At 54.4% G+C, this 18,320-nt stretch carries 13 protein-coding genes; 8 read left to right on the forward strand and 5 right to left on the reverse strand.

The features are described from left to right. Positions 1-40: 40 nt before the first annotated feature. From EBAPG3_RS04755 to lpdA, 6 genes are all read left to right on the forward strand, one after another. Positions 41-1,402, forward strand: a complete 1,362-nt coding sequence (locus EBAPG3_RS04755) for a DegQ family serine endoprotease (RefSeq protein ID WP_040851264.1) — start codon at positions 41-43, stop codon at positions 1,400-1,402. 299 nt (positions 1,403-1,701) lie between these two features. Beyond that, complete coding sequence (gene leuS / locus EBAPG3_RS04760) at positions 1,702-4,314, forward strand: leucine--tRNA ligase (RefSeq protein ID WP_004175047.1); 2,613 nt, start codon at positions 1,702-1,704, stop codon at positions 4,312-4,314. 30 nt (positions 4,315-4,344) lie between these two features. Continuing rightward, positions 4,345-4,836, forward strand: coding sequence for an LPS-assembly lipoprotein LptE (locus tag EBAPG3_RS04765; protein WP_004175049.1), 492 nt, complete (start codon positions 4,345-4,347; stop codon positions 4,834-4,836). A 54-nt stretch (positions 4,837-4,890) separates the two neighbouring features. Next, a complete protein-coding gene (holA, locus tag EBAPG3_RS04770; protein WP_004175050.1) occupies positions 4,891-5,901 on the forward strand; it encodes a DNA polymerase III subunit delta in 1,011 nt (336 codons plus the stop codon). A 53-nt stretch (positions 5,902-5,954) separates the two neighbouring features. Further along, positions 5,955-7,220 (forward strand): glutamate-5-semialdehyde dehydrogenase, encoded by a 1,266-nt coding sequence (locus tag EBAPG3_RS04775; protein WP_004175051.1) that lies wholly within the window; start codon positions 5,955-5,957, stop codon positions 7,218-7,220. 82 nt (positions 7,221-7,302) lie between these two features. Beyond that, entirely contained in the window at positions 7,303-9,093 is a 1,791-nt protein-coding gene (gene lpdA / locus EBAPG3_RS04780; protein ID WP_004175052.1) for a dihydrolipoyl dehydrogenase, read from the forward strand. A gap of 127 nt (positions 9,094-9,220) precedes the next feature. Here the strand turns inward: lpdA and EBAPG3_RS04785 are convergent, their stop codons facing one another. After that, positions 9,221-9,919 carry a lytic transglycosylase domain-containing protein gene (locus EBAPG3_RS04785; RefSeq protein ID WP_004175053.1) on the reverse strand — a complete coding sequence of 233 codons (699 nt, stop codon included), beginning with the start codon at positions 9,917-9,919 and terminating at the stop codon, positions 9,221-9,223. Between the two features lie 355 nt (positions 9,920-10,274). On the opposite strand from EBAPG3_RS04785, the gene EBAPG3_RS04790 reads away from it, so the two are divergent. Further along, a complete protein-coding gene (locus EBAPG3_RS04790) occupies positions 10,275-11,423 on the forward strand; it encodes an IS4 family transposase (RefSeq protein ID WP_004177414.1) in 1,149 nt (382 codons plus the stop codon). A 123-nt stretch (positions 11,424-11,546) separates the two neighbouring features. After that, positions 11,547-11,951, forward strand: a complete 405-nt coding sequence (locus EBAPG3_RS04795; RefSeq protein ID WP_227869272.1) for a hypothetical protein — start codon at positions 11,547-11,549, stop codon at positions 11,949-11,951. 44 nt (positions 11,952-11,995) lie between these two features. On the opposite strand, the gene rsmA is transcribed toward EBAPG3_RS04795, so the two are convergent. From rsmA to EBAPG3_RS04815, 4 genes are all read right to left on the reverse strand, one after another. Next, the gene (gene rsmA, locus EBAPG3_RS04800) at positions 11,996-12,778 is read right to left on the reverse strand and encodes a 16S rRNA (adenine(1518)-N(6)/adenine(1519)-N(6))-dimethyltransferase RsmA (RefSeq protein WP_004174634.1); all 783 of its coding nucleotides are present in this window, start codon (positions 12,776-12,778) and stop codon (positions 11,996-11,998) included. 77 nt (positions 12,779-12,855) lie between these two features. Then, on the reverse strand, positions 12,856-13,842 hold the full coding sequence (pdxA, locus tag EBAPG3_RS04805) for a 4-hydroxythreonine-4-phosphate dehydrogenase PdxA (RefSeq protein WP_004174632.1): 987 nt from the start codon (positions 13,840-13,842) through the stop codon (positions 12,856-12,858). Between the two features lie 69 nt (positions 13,843-13,911). Then, positions 13,912-15,231, reverse strand: a complete 1,320-nt coding sequence (locus EBAPG3_RS04810; RefSeq protein ID WP_004174631.1) for a peptidylprolyl isomerase — start codon at positions 15,229-15,231, stop codon at positions 13,912-13,914. A gap of 192 nt (positions 15,232-15,423) precedes the next feature. After that, positions 15,424-18,282: an LPS-assembly protein LptD gene (locus tag EBAPG3_RS04815; protein WP_004174630.1), complete on the reverse strand. Its 2,859-nt coding sequence runs from the start codon at positions 18,280-18,282 to the stop codon at positions 15,424-15,426. Positions 18,283-18,320: the final 38 nt, after the last annotated feature.

An 18,320-nucleotide genomic window follows, 5' to 3' on the forward strand; every position in this document is an offset into this window, starting at 1 on the left:
GGCACTTCAATTCGGTTGACTGAAATTTCCCCGTGATCCGATGAAAAAATCGTTCAGATCCGTCGTATTCAAAACGGTTTTCCTTGTTTTGCTGACGACAGCGTTGCCCGCCCACTCTGCCCTGCCGTTCGATAATAGGAGTGGCGTTCCTTCGCTGGCTCCAATGCTTCAGGATGTGACGCCGGCGGTGGTAAATATTTCGGTGCAGACGCGCTCCGCCATCGAAGACAATCCGTTGTTTCGTGATCCATTTTTTCGCCGCTTTTTTGAACTCCCTGACCAGGCAGCCCGTCCTGAGCGCAGCGCCGGATCGGGGGTGATCGTAGATGCAGCCAAGGGGTATGTTGTAACCAATTTCCATGTGATCAAGGATGCCCAGCAGATTCTTGTCACCCTCAAGGACAGACGCCAGTTTCAGGCGAAGCTGGTGGGAACGGACCCCGGCACCGATATCGCCTTGCTGAAAATTGAAGCAAAGAATTTGCGGGCTTTGCGCCTCGGTGATTCCGATTTGCTTAACGTGGGCGATTTCGTCGTCGCTATTGGCAATCCGTTTGGCCTGGGACAGACCGTCACTTCCGGCATCGTCAGCGCGCTGGGCAGGAGCGGGCTCGACATCGAGGGATACGAAGACTTCATACAAACCGACGCATCCATCAACCCGGGCAATTCCGGCGGCGCGCTGGTAAGCCTCAAGGGAGAGCTGGTTGGTATCAACACAGCCATTATCGGCCCCTCTGGCGCCAATGTGGGGATCGGTTTCGCGGTGCCAAGTGCGATGGTCAAATCGGTGCTGGAGCAGATCGTGCGCTTTGGAGAGGTGCGCCGCGGCAGGCTGGGCGCGAGCAGTGAAGATATTACGCATGATCTCGCATCATCCTTGGGATTGGCATCCACCGAAGGCGCTATCATCAGCACGATTGAGCCTGGTTCTCCGGCGGAAAAGGCGGGCTTGATGCCACGTGACGTGGTAACGGGAGTCAACGGGCGCGCGGTGCGCAATGCCGCCGATTTGCGCAACAAGGTAGGAATGAGGCCGATCGGAGAAACAATAGACCTCAGATTGATAAGGGATGGCAAGCCTCTGTCCGTAAAGGTAAAGATCGCCAAGCCGGTTGAAGTGGCCGGTACCGAGGCGGAAACGGTACCCCAGCTGGCGGGCGCAACCGTAGCGAATCTCAAGGCGGGTCGGGGGCGTGCTGAAGGCGTGCTGGTGACCGAGGTAGATGCCAACAGTCCTGCCTGGCAGCATGGAATCAGGCCGGGGGATGTCATCATCGGGGCTAATCGCAGGAAAGTACGCTCGATACAGGAGCTTCTTGCGGTTCTGAAGGCAAGCGAGGACGTCCTCATTCTCAATTTGCTGCGTGGAGATTTCAGGCTGACTCTTGTAATCCGCTAGGCACTCGTCAGGGCGTCATCCCGTTGGAAGGCAATCTATCAGGGTTGGCGCGCTCCACCCTGCGCGTCGTGTCATTCCGCATCGTTGTGCCTTGACCTGCACCCGGAAATCACACACTTCATCCCGTCCAGTTGCCGGATTGAGGTTAAAAGATTCGCGCCAATTCTGGCAGCGTGTTTGGGATCACTCCACCTGGAAGCTGGTGCATGAACTTCAATTCCTCATCAATGAAACAACATGGATGGCACCGGGGGTATTTGTTCGCGGTATAATTCCCAGCTTTATGGCGAATCCGGCTTATGCAGGAAAAATATCATCCACAGCAAATCGAACAGGATGCCCAGCGGTATTGGGAGGCGAGTGCCGCTTTCAAGGCCGTTGAGATAGCTGGCAAGCCGAAATATTACTGCCTGTCGATGTTTCCGTATCCGTCCGGCAAGCTGCACATGGGGCATGTGCGAAACTACACCATTGGTGATGTGCTGTCGCGCTATCGCCGCATGCAGGGGTATAACGTGCTGCAACCCATGGGATGGGACGCTTTCGGCCTGCCCGCGGAGAACGCGGCGCTACAAAACAATGTCCCTCCCGCGCGGTGGACGTACGACAACATCGCTTACATGCGCAAACAGTTGCGGAGTCTGGGACTGGCCATAGACTGGGACCGCGAGCTCGCCACCTGCGCGCCGGACTATTACCGCTGGAACCAGTGGCTTTTTCTGCGAATGCTGGAAAAAGGATTGGCCTATAGAAAGACCGGCACTGTTAATTGGGATCCCATCGACCAGACCGTGCTGGCCAACGAGCAGGTAATAGATGGGCGCGGCTGGCGCACCGGGGCGCTGGTGGAAAAGCGCGAGATCCCGATGTATTACATGAAGATTACCGCTTATGCCGACGAACTGCTGGAAACACTGAATGTCCTGCCCGGCTGGCCGGAACGGGTCAAGACCATGCAGGCCAACTGGATCGGCAAGAGTTTTGGTGTCGACGTTATCTTCCCCGCAGACATCCTTTCCGGCATGCCGCAGGCGCTGAAAGTTTTTACCACCCGTGCCGATACGCTGCTTGGCGTAACCTACGTTGCCGTGGCAGCCGAGCATCCCGTTGCGCTATACGCCGCACGAGGCAATCCAAAGCTTGCCGAATTCATTGAAGCCTGCAAGCATGGCGCCACCATGGAAGCGGAACTCGCCACCCAGGAAAAGAAAGGAATGAACACCGGGCTGTTTGTCATTCACCCGCTGACCGAGGCGAAGCTCCCGGTATGGATCGCTAATTATGTGCTGATGGGCTACGGCGAAGGAGCGGTAATGGCTGTTCCGGCCCATGACGAACGCGATTTCGAGTTTGCGGCAAAATATTCGCTGCGCATCAGGCCGGTGATCAAGCCGGGTGACCGTGATCTGGCAAGTCCCCTCACACAGGCGTATGTGGAGCACGGTGTGACTTTTGATTCAGGCGAATTCTCCGGCCTTGAATTCCAGGCGGCGGTGGATGCAATTGCGGCGGCGCTGGAACAGAAAGGGCTGGGCGAAAAACACGTGCGCTATCGCTTGCGCGATTGGGGTATTTCACGCCAACGTTACTGGGGCTGTCCCATTCCCCTGATTTATTGCGATACCTGCGGCGTGGTACCGGTGCCGGATGACCAGCTTCCCGTGGTGCTTCCGGAGGACCTGGTGCCGGACGGTACGGGCAATCCGCTGGCAAAAAACCCGTCATTTTACGAATGTTCCTGCCCCGCCTGCGGCAAGCCCGCACGGCGGGAGACGGATACCATGGATACTTTCGTGGATTCCTCCTGGTACTACATCCGTTATGCCTGCACCGGCCAGGACAAGACTATGGCCGCTACCATGACCGATGCGCGCGTGAATTACTGGTTGCCCGTGGATCAATATATCGGCGGTATCGAGCATGCTATTCTGCATCTCCTCTACTCCCGCTTCTGGAGCAAAGTCATGCGCGATCTGGGTCTGGTAAAATTCGACGAACCGTTCGCCAACTTGCTGACGCAAGGCATGGTGCTGAATGAGATCATGTTTCGCAAAACCGAAACCGGACGCATCACCTATTTCAATCCGGCGGACGTGGATATTCAGACGGACGAGCAAGGCAGGCGCACCGGCGCGCTGCTGCGCGCGGATGGTCAACCGGTTGAATCCGGTGGCATCGGTACCATGTCGAAATCCCGAAACAATGGTGTTGATCCGCAAAAACTGGTGGAGCAATATGGCGCCGATACCGCCCGGTTGTTCATGATGTTCGCCAGCCCGCCGGAGCAGACGCTGGAATGGGCGGATACCGGAATGGACGGCGCATTCCGCTTTTTGAAACGGTTGTGGAAACAGGTGTATGAGCATTTGCGGCAAGATGTGCCCGCGGACGATCCAGCGCAAGGTGGCGATGTTGACCTTGAGCTCAAGGCCTTGCGTTTTCAGCTGCACCAGACCATCGCCAAAGTGAGCGATGACCTGGGCAGGCGCCACACTTTTAATACCGCCATCGCGGCGGTGATGGAACTGATGAACGCTCTCGGAAAACTTGAAGATTCCAGCCCGGCAGCGCGCAATTTGATGCGGGAATCGCTGGAGAAAATCATATTGCTGCTGTCGCCCGTCGTTCCTCATATCTGTCATGCGCTGTGGCGCGAACTCAAACCGGGCACCGAGCTCCTCGATCAACCATGGCCGCAAGCCGATAGCACAGCTTTGGTGCAGGATGAAATTGAGCTGGTGGTGCAGGTCAACGGTAAACTACGCGGTCAGATACGTGTCGCCAAAGATGCCAGGCGAGAAGTGATTGAACGTACGGTGGCGGAAAACGGTCAAGTACAGAAATTCATCGCCGGAAAGACAATAAAGAAGGTGATACTGGTGCCCGGCAGGCTGGTGAATATCGTTGTGTGAAAACTAGGCATCACACTTGAGGATTTAACCATGAAAAATATCTTGTTGGTTGCATTGTGTTTCGTGCTCACCGCATGCGGCTTCCAGTTGCGTGGCCAGGCTTCGCTGCCGTTTGAGACCATTTATGTTTCCTTTCCTGTGGGGCATCCTATTGGCATCGATGTCAGGCGTCTTATTCAGGCCGGTACCGCCACGCGTGTGGTTGATAAGGCGAAAGATGCACAAGCCACGCTGGATATCATCAGTGTAGTGAATGACAAACAAATCATGTCGGTATCGGGAGGCGGAAGGGTGCGCGAGTTCGAATTGCGTTATCGGGTTTCTTTTCGCCTCTATGACGCCAAAGGAGTAGACCTCATTCCCACCAATGAGATTGCCCTGCGTCGCATCATTCCCTTTACAGACGCGCAGGTCGTGGCAAAGGAGGGCGAAGAGGCGATGCTGGTCAGGGAAATGCAAAGCGACTCCGCGCAGCAAATCTTGCGGCGGCTGGAGTCGGTGAAAATAGCGGCAACCAAATAATCCTGTCCTCCGCAGCGCGGTCCAAGTGCCGGATTCAGGTAATAGTTTAGAATCATGCGAATCAATCCCGAGCAACTTACCCGGCATCTTCAGGCACAGCTTGCACCGCTCTACACGGTGTTTGGCGACGAGTTGCTACTGGCTATCGAGGCCGCCGATTTAATACGCGCCAGGGCGCGTCAGGCGGCCTATATCGAGCGGGAGATCTTCACGGTAGATCATCATTTCAATTGGGCTGCCTTGCGCCAGAGCAGCAGTAGCCTTTCGCTGTTCGGGGAACGCCGTATAATGGACATACGTATCCCGTCCGGCAAACCGGGGATTCAAGGCGGTGCGGCGATAGAAGCGTATTGCCGTGCACTGCCGCCCGACACCCTCACGCTCGTCACCCTGCCCAGAATCGATAAGCAGGGTTCGGCGGCAAAATGGTTTCAGGCGCTTGAAAAATCGGGTGTGATGATTCCAGTCCTTCCGGTGGAGCGTAACCGTTTGCCCGCATGGATAGGTCAGCGGCTTGAAATGCAGGAGCAAAACGCCGAACCCGAGACATTACAATTTCTTGCGGACAAGGTGGAGGGCAACCTGCTTGCGGCCCACCAGGAGCTCAAGAAACTTGAGCTGCTCTACCCGGCGGGAATATTGTCTTTCAATCAGGTGAAGGACGCGGTGCTGGATGTGGCGCGTTACGACGTTTTCAAACTGTCTAATGCGATGATGGCGGCGGATACCGTGCGGTATGCCCGGATATTGGAAGGCTTGCAGGGCGAGGGTACGGCATTGCCGTTTATTGTCTCCACCCTCGCGGGACAGATTCGCTCGCTAATTATCATTCTGAAAGGACGGGATTCAGGCAAGTCACTCATGCAACTCATGAATCAAGCCCGGGTATGGGGAGATCAACAGAAAATTGTGGAAAGTGCAGTCAGCCGCCTCCGGGCGAAGCAGCTGGTGCAGGCCTTGTTGCATACCGCGAAAATAGACAGGATCAGCAAGGGCGTTGCGCAAGGGGACGCGTGGGACGAATTGATGCAGCTGGGATTGCGTTTTGTGGCAGGCAAGCGGTGACAGCCTATATCAGTCATGAGTGAGCCGATTCATTGTCTAAGCGGAAACGGGATATGGATATCATCGACATAAAAACTTATATGCAATCAATAGGGCGCGAGGCTCGCAGCGCATCGCGCCTCATCGCCACAGCCGAAACAGCCGCCAAAAACCAGGCGCTCACCCTAATGGCGATGGCCATCAAACGCGATGAGCAGGAGCTGTTGGCCGCGAACGAGCGGGATGTGGAAAGCGCGAAAGCCAGAGGACTGGATGCGGCCCTGATTGACCGTTTAACGCTTACCTCCAAAGGTATTGCCGGCATGGCGGAAGGCCTGTTGCAAATTGCCGCCCTGGCGGATCCGATTGGTGAGATCAGCGATCTGAGTTTCCGCCCCACCGGCATACAGGTAGGAAAAATGCGCGTGCCGCTTGGCGTGGTAGGCATCATTTACGAAGCGCGCCCGAACGTGACGGCGGACGCCGCGGGATTATGCCTCAAGGCGGGTAATGCCGCCATACTGCGCGGCGGATCGGAAGCGATCCATAGTAACCAGGCCATCGCGGCATGCGTAAAGGAAGGATTGAAAGCTGCGGGATTGCCCGAGACTGCGATCCAGGTGATCGAAACCACTGACCGGGCCGCAGTGGGAGAGCTCATCACCATGAAAGAGTTCGTCGACGTGATCGTGCCGCGTGGCGGCAAGGGGTTGATCGAGCGTATTTCCGATGAAGCGCGCATTCCGGTCATCAAGCATCTGCATGGCGTATGCCACGTTTATATAGATGACGGAGCCGATCTGGATAAGGCCATTCGCGTTGCCGACAACGCCAAGACTCAGCGCTATGGAACCTGCAACACCATGGAAACGCTGCTGGTACATGAAGCCATCGCCAGGAAAGTGCTGCCTCCGTTGTGCAAAATCTATCTCGACAAGGGAGTGGAGTTGCGGGGCGATGCGCTATCTCGTGCCATCGTGGCGCAAATGAATGAGGCGACGGAAGAGGATTGGCACACCGAGTATCTGGCGCCGATCCTGAGTGTGCGAGTGGTTAGCGGACTGGATCAGGCCATCGAGCACATCGCCGTTTATGGCTCGCAGCATACCGATTCAATCATTACCGAGGATTACAGCCGCGCTCGCCGTTTCCTGCGCGAGGTCGATTCCAGTTCGGTAATGGTAAACGCATCCACCCGCTTCGCCGACGGGTTTGAATATGGCCTCGGTGCGGAAATCGGCATCTCCACCGACAAGATTCACGCGCGGGGTCCGGTGGGACTGGAAGGATTGACCAGCCAGAAATTCATTGTGCTGGGCGACGGACACATCAGGCAATAAAACAGATCAGGCAATAAATATTTCCAACAAAGAAAGCCAAGAGGTTAAGAGAGCTCGGTTTCTTCCCTACATAAAGTTTGCTATGACTCAGTTGATCGAAATAAAAATCCCTGATATCGGAGATTTCACGGATGTTCCCGTTATCGAACTGCTGGTGAAGCCGGGTGATACGGTGGAAAAGGAAACATCGCTTATCACGCTGGAAACCGACAAGGCGACGATGGAGATTCCCGCGCCTCAAGCTGGCACGGTAAAGGAGGTCAAGGTCAAGATCGGCGATAAGGTTTCGGAGGGGACGATCATACTTGTGCTGGAAACAGCAGCGAAACCGGCTGAGCCGGTTAAAGCGCCCGTTTCATCATCTGTACCTGCTCTCGAGTCCCCTGCGGGGGTGGCTTCAGCACCTGCGCCGGTTAAGCCCTCTCCTGATATTCCGCAGGGTGATATTCATGCCGATATCGTGGTACTCGGTGCGGGGCCGGGCGGTTACACGGCTGCATTTCGCGCCGCCGACCTGGGCAAGAAGGTGGTCCTGATCGAGCGTTACCCCGCCCTTGGCGGTGTGTGCCTCAATGTCGGCTGTATTCCCTCCAAGGCACTCCTGCACGTGGCGAAGGTCATCACGGAGGCGGAGGAAACGGAGCGTCAGGGGATCGTTTTCGGCAAGCCCGCCATAGAACTCAATAAGCTGCGGACCTGGAAGGAATCCGTAGTGGGTAAACTCACCAAGGGACTGGCAGGGTTGGCGAAGCAGCGCAAGGTGCGCGTGGTACAAGGAAAGGGCACATTCACGTCACCCAATATGATCCAGATGGAGACATCCGATGGCCTGAAAACCGTATCTTTCGAGTCCTGTATCATCGCTGCGGGATCCAGCGTGGCGCGTATTCCCGGCTTCCCGTATGATGATCCGCGACTCATGGATTCGACTGGCGCGCTGAAACTGGACGATATTCCGCAGCGCATGCTCATCATTGGCGGGGGCATTATCGGCCTGGAAATGGCGACCGTTTATGACGCGCTCGGGTGCAAAATCAGTGTGGTGGAGTTGATGGATCAGTTGATCCCCGGCGCGGACGCGGATCTCGTCAAGCCGTTGTATCGGCGCATACAGAAACGCTACGAAGCGATTTACCTGAAAACCAGGGTTACCCGGATCGAGGCGCAAGAGGATGGCTTGAGTGTCACATTCGAAAGCGCATCCGATGCTGTTCCGGCACCTGAACCGCAGCTTTATGATCGCATTCTAATGGCAGTGGGGCGTCGCCCCAATGGCCGCGATATCGGTGTGGGAAGTGCCGGGGTCACAGTGGATGAGCGCGGCTACATCCCGGTAAACAAGCAGTTGCGCACCAACGTGCCGCACATATTCGCCATTGGCGATATTTGCGGCGAGCCTATGCTGGCGCACAAAGCCTCGCACGAAGGCAAGCTTGCCGCGGAAATCATCGCGGGTGGGGAACACACAAAAGAGGCGGCATTCGATGCACGCGCCATCCCGTCAGTGGCCTACACCGATCCGGAAATCGCCTGGATGGGCCTGACCGAAACCGAAGCCGGCAAGCAAGGCATCGAGTACGAAAGAGCAGTGTTTCCCTGGGCAGCGAGCGGCCGCGCGATCGCAATGGCGCGCGACGAAGGGCTGACCAAACTGCTGCTGGACAAAAAGACCCGCCGTATTCTTGGTGCTGGCATCGTGGGGGTTAACGCCGGCGAGCTGATCGCCGAAACGGTGCTGGGGCTTGAAATGGGCGCGGATATGGAAGATATTGGTCTCACCATCCACCCGCATCCCACCCTGTCTGAAACCGTCTTTTTTGCCGCCGAAATTGCGGAAGGGTCGATTACTGATCTGTATATGCCGAAGAAATGAGGATAATCCCGAGCGATATGACTACCTGTGCCGGAAACCAATTATTTCTGGGTTATTCGCTGAGCGAAACCACGATCGATCCTTGATTGTTTCTGATTCGCAGCCTCTCTGTTAATTGCCCGCACTTTTAGATCCCTCGCCGTATCTGAGGCAGCTTCATGCTGACCTGATATTTGCGATAGAGATCCAGTACCTTGGGCACATACATCCGGGTCTCTTGAAACGGTGGAATTTGATTTCCATATTTGACGACATTGTTCTCCCCCGCATTGTAAGCAGCCAGCGCCAGGCTTACATTGCCGTTGAACATTTTCAGCAGGTCGCTCAGATATCGGGTACCTGCGTGAAGATTCTGCACGGGATCGAAACGGTCGGTGGCGCCATATCGCCGCGCGGTATCCGGCATGAGCTGCATCAGGCCTGCCGCACCTTTTTTCGACACCGCCATGGCGTTGTAAGCCGATTCCGCGGAAACCACGGCATGTACCAGCGCACTTTCCAGGGCGTAAATCCTGGCGATCTCTTCGATGATGGCGCCATACTGAACCCTGGCCAGCTTGTCAGAGCGCCTGTCACGGGTACCGGGAATTGTTTTCCGGGCTACGGCGTCGTTAGCCGCCGTAAATGGAACATAGCGTTTATCCGTGGGTACGTTACTGAAATGTGCGACGCCATCCTCGTCGGTAAACCAGTAGATAGTGGCGTTGGCCGGCTGGGCAGCCAGGCCGCATGCCAGCAAGGCCGTCAATATGAATGGGCGTGGCGAAAAAAATTTCATGACCCTGCCTGGTGGAAGGACGATTTCGTTCTCTTGCTTTTTCTTCATTTGATTCAGCAGAAATTATACCCATCGTCGGGGCAACGACCAAACTGACTATTTGTAAGATCGTATTGACTTAACGGCAGAAACCGCTGTTTGCTCAAGTGATCTGCAATTACCGTACCGTGTCATCAGTACAGTAGTTTTCCTGCCAGATTCCGCTCCATGGATACGAGTGCTAATGGTTCAGCCTTCGGTCTCTGATGAAAATTTCTGCTGGATTCAAGTATGGGGTAATATTGTTTCAATTTGAGTGTGAGGCACTGCTGTCCCACAAAACCGCTAAAAAAGGCCTGAATATCCTTTGTTGATTTACAATGAGTTTCTCGACAACTCTTTGAAAGACAAAGGAATCCAAGCCATGGCGCATTGTAATACAGTCTTCTTGCAACTGCTTAAAATTGTTGGCAGACATGAATTTGAAGCGATCGCTTCTTTGCATCACCAAGGCCAGAGGTTGCGCAAGACCAGCCGCTGGGCACAGTTTGTTGCCATGGTATTTGCACAGTTGAGCGGGCGGCAGAGTTTGCGTGATATTGAAACCAACCTGCAAGCACAACGCCAGCACAGCTATCACTTGGGCAGCGCGCCCATTTCCCGGTCCAGTCTGGCACGCCTGAATAACCAGCAACCCGCTAGTTGTTACGAAGCGCTGTTTTACCGTCTGTATGAGCGCTGCCTCAAGCGGGCACCCAAGCACGGCTTCCGCTTTAAGAATCCGCTTTATGCGCTGGATGCTTCTCTCATTGATCTATCGCTCAAGCTTTTTCCCTGGTCGCATTACGCGTTGGGAAAAGGCGCCATGAAGTTACAGGTTGGACTGGATTTAAGAGGCAATCTGCCCGCATTTGCCACCCTCACGGAAAGCAGGAAGGCGGATAGCGAGTGCGCCAAACTGCTTGCCTTGCCCAAAGGCAGTATTGTGGTATGTGATCGCGGCTACAATGATTATTCCTGGTACAAGTTACTGACCGGGCAGGGGGTCTTTTACGTCACCCGACAACGGGGCAACGCCACTTATGAAGTTATTGAACGGTGTGCCGTTCCTGTTCATTCGAGCGTCATCAGTGATGCAGTCATTCGCTTCAATTCGTACCGCTCGTGCCAGAAGGAGCTGCCCAACGTGCGCCAAGTGGTCTACCAGGATGCGCAAACACAACGGGAATACATCTTTATCACCAACCATTTCAAGCTGTCCGCGCAAACCATTGCTGCCATTTATAAGCAGCGCTGGCAAGTGGAGTTGTTTTTTAAATGGATCAAGCAAAATCTCAAGATCAAATCGTTTTTGGGCACCAGCAAAAATGCCGTGATGACCCAAATCTGGATTGCCATGTGCGTCTATTTGCTGTTGGCATTCATCAAATTCAGTCATCAAGTGGCAATATCTCAGCAACAAATCCTGAGGCTGCTCGCACTTAACCTGTTTGCAAAACGGGACCTGATTAGGCTGATCAAGACTGAACCGCCGCCGGGTGATCATCAACCCATCCAGGGAGCTTTATGGTAATGACAAATTGTGGGACAGCAGTGAGTGTGAGGCCATATTATTTCAATGGTTAGTAAAAAAAAATCCAGGCTATACCAAGAGGCACTTGTGTATTCATATTTATTGATAAAAGAGACCAAGATCATGCTGCACAGGATGCTGGTAACCTCTATTTATGTCTGGGCGCTGCTTATCATGTCGGGATGCTCTGTTTTTATGGCGGCTAACCAGCCGACCAGCAAGAACCTGGACCTGTTCTCGGTAGGAACACCTAGAGATATGCTCCTGGCCGAGTATGGCCTGCCTTCCGTAAGCGAAACGAAGGACGGCAAAAGACGCGAGATCTTTACGTTCAAACAAGGTTACAGTACGGCAGCAAAAACCGGCAGGGCCGTTTTTCATGGTGTTGCCGACTTTTTTACTCTTGGTTTGTGGGAAGTGGTGGGTACGCCAACCGAATTGGTTTTTCAAGGAGAGGAGATGGCGTTCGACGTTAGTTATGACGAGAATGATCGAGTCGACAAGGTAACCGTATTGAAGAAAAAATAAAATAACGTGGGGCTGCCCCGGCTTTCCATGAGCCGGAATCTGTATTATGAGGGAAGCTGCTGTTTACTCAAGTGATCCGCAATCGTGACAAACTGCGCCACCGACAAATTCTCTGCCCGCTTGCCCGGGTCGATTTCCAGTGCCGTATAGTCTTCCGGTTTGAGATAATTGTGCAATGTGTTACGCAAGGTCTTACGCCGTTGCGAAAATGCGGCGGAGACGATTCGGGCAAATAAATTTTCCTTATCCGCCCCAATTAACAATTGCCTGCGCGGAATCATGCGTACAACCGCCGATTCCACTTTTGGCGCGGGCCGGAAACAATCCGGCGAGACAATGAGAAGCTGTTCCATTTCAAAGCGGCATTGCAGCATGACCGAAAGCCGCCCGTAATCCGAAGTGGAGGGTTGAGCTACCATACGTGCCACTACTTCCTTTTGCAGCATGAAATGCATATCCCGGATACCGTCCGCGAATTGAGCCAGATGAAACAGGATGGGTGTGGAAATATTGTAGGGCAGGTTACCTACCACCCGAAGATTCTTTCCTAGCACCGAAAAATCGAATTCCAGGGCATCGGCCGAATATATTGTCAAGCACCGTTCCGAAAATTCGCGGTGCAAGCGTTCGACAATATCGCGATCGATTTCCACCACATGCAGGTGATCGAGCGATTGCAGCAAGGGTCGTGTCAAGGCCCCCAACCCGGGTCCGATTTCCACCAGAAGGTCGCCCTTGCCCGGATGAATGGCGCGAACAATATCTGCTACGATCTGGGTGTCAATCAGAAAATTCTGCCCGAAACGCTTACGAGGAATGTGTTGCATAAACCTGAACCCTGTCCGGCAACCTGCGTCGCGAAATCCGGTTTGTTATTTGTGGTACAGCGCCAATTTTTCCTGAACTATTTCCGATTTCCAGCCAGCATCGCCGCCATGGCAATTGCCGCCAGTAAACTGCCAGGATCGGCCCGGTTGGTTGCCGCCAAATCCAGGGCGGTGCCATGATCCACCGATGTACGGATGATAGGCAGCCCCAATGTAATGTTCACGCCTGTGCCAAAGCTGGCATGTTTCAGCACTGGCAGCCCCTGATCGTGATACATGGCGAATACGCAATCGTAATTCTTCAGGTGTGAAGGATTGAATAGCGTATCAGCGGGCAGCGGACCTATTAAATTGATGCCTTCGCCGCGCAATTTTTCCAGGGAGGGTATGATGATATCGATTTCTTCCCTGCCAAGATGGCCTGATTCGCCCGCATGAGGGTTTAATCCCGCCACGGCGATGCGGGGTCTTTCAATGGCGAAGCGGGTGATCAAGTCGTGGTGAATAATCCGCAGCTTTTGCTCCAGAATTTCGCGGGTGACGGCCGCTGCGACATCCTTCAGCGGCAGATGCGTGGTGGCAAGCGTTACCCGCATGCCGCCACCCGCCAGCATCATGACCACCCGGCTGTTTGTGAGCCGGGCAAGGTATTCCGTGTGACCGGTGAATGCGATTCCAGCGTCATTAATGATGCCTTTGTGTACCGGCGCGGTGACCATCGCATCGAATTCATGATTCATGCATCCGTCAACGGCATGCTCCAGCGTTTCCAGAACGTAGCGAGCGTTGGCTGGATCAAGCTTTCCGGGAGCAGCTGGTTCAGCCAGCGGCACGTGCAGTACCTGCAAGCAGCCGATTCTGTGTTCGGTGTTGCTCACCGGGGAGTAGTTCATTATTTCCAGCGGAAGCCGCAATAACCGGGCACGTTCCCGCAGCAAATCACGGTCGGCGATGACGATCAGCCCGCATGGAAGATTTCGCTGAGCGAGTTGCACGCACAAATCAGGGCCGATTCCAGCAGGCTCGCCAGCGGTGAGAGCCAGTTGCGGGAGAGGAGAAGTCATGGCACCACCGGAAGAAAATCGTTTACTTCACTCACGATATCGAACATATTTGATCGTGGTGTCTCGATACTAACCTTCCTCCAGCCTGTATTCGACGTAAGCGCGATCACGCAGTCGTTGCAACCAGTCTTGGAAAGTTGTGTCGGCTTTACGCGCACGGATCGCCTGGCGTGCAGTTTGCCGCCTCCGTTCCGTGCTCATGTCCTGGGAGCGGCGTTCAATCACCTGAATGAGGTGCCAGCCGAATGGAGACTGTACCGGTCCGCTGATTTCTCCGTCCTTAAGTGCGCTCATAGCCTGCTCGAACTCCGGTACGGTATCGCCAGGCGAGACCCAGCCCAAATCGCCTCCCGATGCAGCACTGGCGTCTTCAGAGTGCAGTTTCGCAAGTTCGTCAAATTTGCCCCCATTGTCCAGGCGCTCTTTCAAGTCGGTTATTCGGCGTCGGGCATCGCCTTCGGACGTAAGCTCATTGATTTTGACAAGGATATGGCGAGCATGGGTCTGATCCACCATCGTTACGGTTTCATTTTGGTTGCGCCGGTCAACCAGTTTTAGGATATGAAAGCCGTTAGGGCTCTGGATTATCGAAGATAATTCGCCGGGTTTCATGGGTGTCACGTACTCGGCGAATCTCTTTGTCAGCTGGTTGGCGGGGCGCCAGTCCAGCAAACCACCTTGCATGGCGTCGTCTGCATTGGAGAATTCAGCGGCAACCTTGGCAAACTCGGCGCCATCCTTCAATTGAGCCAGAGCTGCTTCTGCCCGTTGCCGCATGGCCTGGATTTTTGCACCATCTGCTTGCTCCGGTACCTGGATCAGAATATGAGCGATACGGTATTCTATGTTACCGTCCGTTGACTGTTCCTGCGTATGCAGGAAATTGTCTACCTCTCCCTCAGTCACGCTTATCCGATTGTTTACCTCGCGTTCTTTCAGCCGTACCAGGATAATTTCGTCCCGAATTTCGTCACGAAATTTGTTGAAGCTGATCCCATCCTGTTCGAGCGCGCTGTGAAATTCCGGCAATGACAGCTTGTTCTCCTGGGCGATGCGACGGATAGTCTGGTCGAGTTCAGTATCGCTGACGGTCAGGCCGGTTTCTTTCGCAAGTTGCAGCTGTACGCGATTGACAATAATACGTTCCAGTATCTGCTTCTCCAGTACCGCCGGCGAGGGCGCCTGCATGCCTTGTTTCTGCAACTGTCTAACGGCGGTTTTAATCATCTCGTCCAGCTCGTGACGTGTGATGACATTCTCATTCACGACCGCGACGATGTGATCTATGGTTTGAATACCCCGGGGATGGGCTGGCTGTTGAGCAATAGCGATTCCGGCTGTGAGCATAGCCAGCAGAATAGGGGGACGTAACAAAAATTTCGTGGCCATGTAAATAAGCGTATCAACCAAAATCTGATGGTTGCAGCGTACTCACCATGAAGGTGAAGGTCAAGCGACGCAAGAAGCCTTTGTAGATCATAGCGCTAAACTGGAGAATGAGCAGTTCAATGCCGGATTCGGTTCAAAGATTGCAGGGCAGGGAAATCAAGGGTCCCGCGAGCTCGCAATTTATGATCCAGGCTATGGCCCTTCCACTGTGCCGCTTCCCTGGCTGCCGGTCCTGGTGTATCCGGGGATGCTACGCTGCAATACCTGTAGCGGGTTTGATCCGATTTGCATCAGGCCATTCAATTCAAGTTGCAAAAACGCCGCCGTGGTTGTTTTCTGAGTGGCAAGAGTCAGATGCTGGACCACAAACCGCAACGACCAGCAGCAGGCATTATACTCAAGTCCCGCCAGCCCTTCCAGAATCTTCTGATCCTGTAACGAGTAATTCAGCCGTGCCACAGTCTGCCATCTTTCCGACCACCGCCATTGTGATGATGCATCGACCTGGTGCAGCACATCGCGAGTGAAGCGGTAGCCAAAATTTACCACCCTGCCAGGTTCCGGGCGGTAGCTCAAGCCAGAACGCACCACATCGGCCAAAAGCCTGGTCTGGTCAAATTGCACGCTTGTATCGGTGCTTATCGTTGGTGTGATAAACCCCGTAACCGCGGCGATAAAATCGGGTCTTCTGTTGATCGTCGAAGGCGCATCCAGGGTTATGCGACGATCTATGAAGCTCATCTGGTGGCCGACGGCAAGCCGCAAACGCTCTTTGCCGGTGTCTGCCTCTATCAGACGGGATGTAAGCGCGAAGGTCAGCTGATTTGCGTCGTTGATACGGTCGCTGCCGCTGAAGCGATTTTCGGTTAAGATCTGGGCAAAACTGAAGTCCGTCTTGGCGGAATCGAAGTTAGGCAGTGAATTCTGGTCACGGAACGGTACATAAACATAAAAGAGTCGTGGCTCAAGGGTTTGAGTGAACCGTTCTCCGCCCAGTTCCATTTTGCGGTCAAACATAACGCTACTATCCACGCTGAACAACGGCAAGGTGCGGGCCGGATTCGTATCCTGCGGCACGCCGGAGGATGAGCCAGGGGATTCCAGGCTATACGTCGTGTGGTGTACGCCAACCTTGGGCGTGATATAGCCAAATGCGCTGCGCATGGGGTAGCTGACACTGGGAAAGAACGTGACACGTTGGCCGCTTACCAGGGTAGGGTGGGAAAAATTCGTCCAGCTGCTGACAAGATTGAAGTCCAATCCGAGAACATCGGCTTTATTCGCGGTAAGAGTAACCTGCGGTAGCCGTTTATAAGGAGCCACCACCGGGTTCAAGGGATCCTGGATAGTCTGGAATTGCTGTACGAGTGAAGTGACATTCAGGGTGCCGTTATCTCCCAGATTGCGATTGTATGCCACGAGCCCCTGCTGCAACAGATTGGTTCGGGACGTCAGGTTCATGGTATTGCCGAGATCGCGGAAGTAGGTATCATCGGACACCCTGTTATAGTCCAGGCGGCCAAACCAATGTTGGCCCAAAGTCTGATTATGTGCAAATGCCACGCGATAGCGGGTTTCCTTGGTGTTGAGGTCGGTCGGCAATACCTCTGCCAACAAATTGCCATTTAAATTGGTCCCTAGATAGCGGAACTCGCTGTTCAACGCGACACCACGCCGCGACATCGCGCGCGCAGAGATGGTCGCGTCAACGTTGGGTGCGATGTTCCAGTAAAACGGGGCGGTAAGTTCCACGCCAGTCCGGACACTGTAACCATACAAGGGGGCAAGGAGCCCGCTCTTGCGTTTCCCGCTGAATGAGAAATTCATCCAGGGCGTGTACAGTATCGGGGTGTCCTTGAATGTCAGCTTCACTTTTCGCGCAGTGCCCTCTTTCTTCGTGTTATCGATTTCGACGTCGTCGACTTGGAGATACCAATCGTCATCTCCGGCCGGGCATGTTGTGTAAGTCGCCTGCCGAAGCCGGTATCGATCCTCGCCTTCAAACAGCAGCATTTTGGCGCTGCCGCGGCTGCTCGCATCTTTTAGACGATAACTGGGTTCACTCAATTGCCCGGTTTTGTTTGCCAGATTGAACTTGAGCTGCGAACCCTCCAGTATGTCTCCACGTTGTTCGACACGCACCCCGCCCTGGGCCTCGGCGATATCGGTATCCTGATGGTATTTCATCCGATCCGCCGAGATAAACTGGTCGCCATTAAACAATTCGGCCTTCCCGATTGCGTCAATCTCCTGGCCGGTATGGCCCTCCAGGCGATCTGCCGAGACAAATACAGGTCTGGCTTTTTTCTTTTCCAGCCTGGTGGATGGGGCAACTAATTCGCTTCCATCTTTCATCGCTACCAACCGGGGCTCATCCTCCGGTGCCACTGCACCGCCGAGACGCAACCGGGTATCACCCTCCTGTGCAAGGTGTCCCCAGATTTGTTCCATCCCAATAGTTACGGGTTTGTTTTTACTTGGTTCTATCCCGGTACCGGGTATTGCCATCATATTTCCATTCTTCAGCATGGGGGCAGGAGTCGACGGGATAGGCGCAGGCCCGGTTTGGCTGCCTTGGGTGCTACCACGCAGCTTAGCTTCACCTTCCCGTTCGAGGTGTCCCGGTAAGCGCTCGATTCCAGCCAATACAGGCGTGCCGTCTTTCCTTTCGGCGGCGGTAATAGGCAATCCTGAAGCGGGGCCGTCTTTTGCAGAAGGTGATAGTGTATAGTTCTGCTGCGGTTGCAATGGGGCGCTGTCTGGTGCATGGCCCGGCTGTTTGACAGGTATGGCATTCTGATCGGCCGAGACGACAGGGCTGCGGCGCAACTCGGTTTCGCCCCTGGCATCGATTTCATATTCATGATGACCCTGTATGCGCTCCGCATCGATGAATACGGGTTTGTTATCCCCGGCCCCCGCCTTGGGGGCGGGGCCCGCCTGTTCGCTCTTGTTTTTCGATGCTGATGACGGCGTGTCGGCTAGTGCATTGAATACAAGGCAGGATAAACAGACAGACCAGCGGATGGAGCGGGAAAGATGCGATTTCATGGGTGGATATTCATCCTGAAATGGCATCTTGATACGGA

Origin of the sequence: Nitrosospira lacus (assembly GCF_000355765.4) — a bacterium.
GTDB lineage: Bacteria > Pseudomonadota > Gammaproteobacteria > Burkholderiales > Nitrosomonadaceae > Nitrosospira > Nitrosospira lacus.

Coding starts and splice junctions, on each gene's coding strand:
- EBAPG3_RS04755 (WP_040851264.1), top strand. CDS start 41: ATGAAAAAATCGTTCAGATCCGTCGTATTCAAAACGGTTTTCCTTGTT.
- leuS (WP_004175047.1), top strand. CDS start 1,702: ATGCAGGAAAAATATCATCCACAGCAAATCGAACAGGATGCCCAGCGG.
- EBAPG3_RS04765 (WP_004175049.1), top strand. CDS start 4,345: ATGAAAAATATCTTGTTGGTTGCATTGTGTTTCGTGCTCACCGCATGC.
- holA (WP_004175050.1), top strand. CDS start 4,891: ATGCGAATCAATCCCGAGCAACTTACCCGGCATCTTCAGGCACAGCTT.
- EBAPG3_RS04775 (WP_004175051.1), top strand. CDS start 5,955: ATGGATATCATCGACATAAAAACTTATATGCAATCAATAGGGCGCGAG.
- lpdA (WP_004175052.1), top strand. CDS start 7,303: ATGACTCAGTTGATCGAAATAAAAATCCCTGATATCGGAGATTTCACG.
- EBAPG3_RS04785 (WP_004175053.1), bottom strand. CDS start 9,919: ATGAAGAAAAAGCAAGAGAACGAAATCGTCCTTCCACCAGGCAGGGTC.
- EBAPG3_RS04790 (WP_004177414.1), top strand. CDS start 10,275: ATGGCGCATTGTAATACAGTCTTCTTGCAACTGCTTAAAATTGTTGGC.
- EBAPG3_RS04795 (WP_227869272.1), top strand. CDS start 11,547: ATGCTGCACAGGATGCTGGTAACCTCTATTTATGTCTGGGCGCTGCTT.
- rsmA (WP_004174634.1), bottom strand. CDS start 12,778: ATGCAACACATTCCTCGTAAGCGTTTCGGGCAGAATTTTCTGATTGAC.
- pdxA (WP_004174632.1), bottom strand. CDS start 13,842: ATGACTTCTCCTCTCCCGCAACTGGCTCTCACCGCTGGCGAGCCTGCT.
- EBAPG3_RS04810 (WP_004174631.1), bottom strand. CDS start 15,231: ATGGCCACGAAATTTTTGTTACGTCCCCCTATTCTGCTGGCTATGCTC.
- EBAPG3_RS04815 (WP_004174630.1), bottom strand. CDS start 18,282: ATGAAATCGCATCTTTCCCGCTCCATCCGCTGGTCTGTCTGTTTATCC.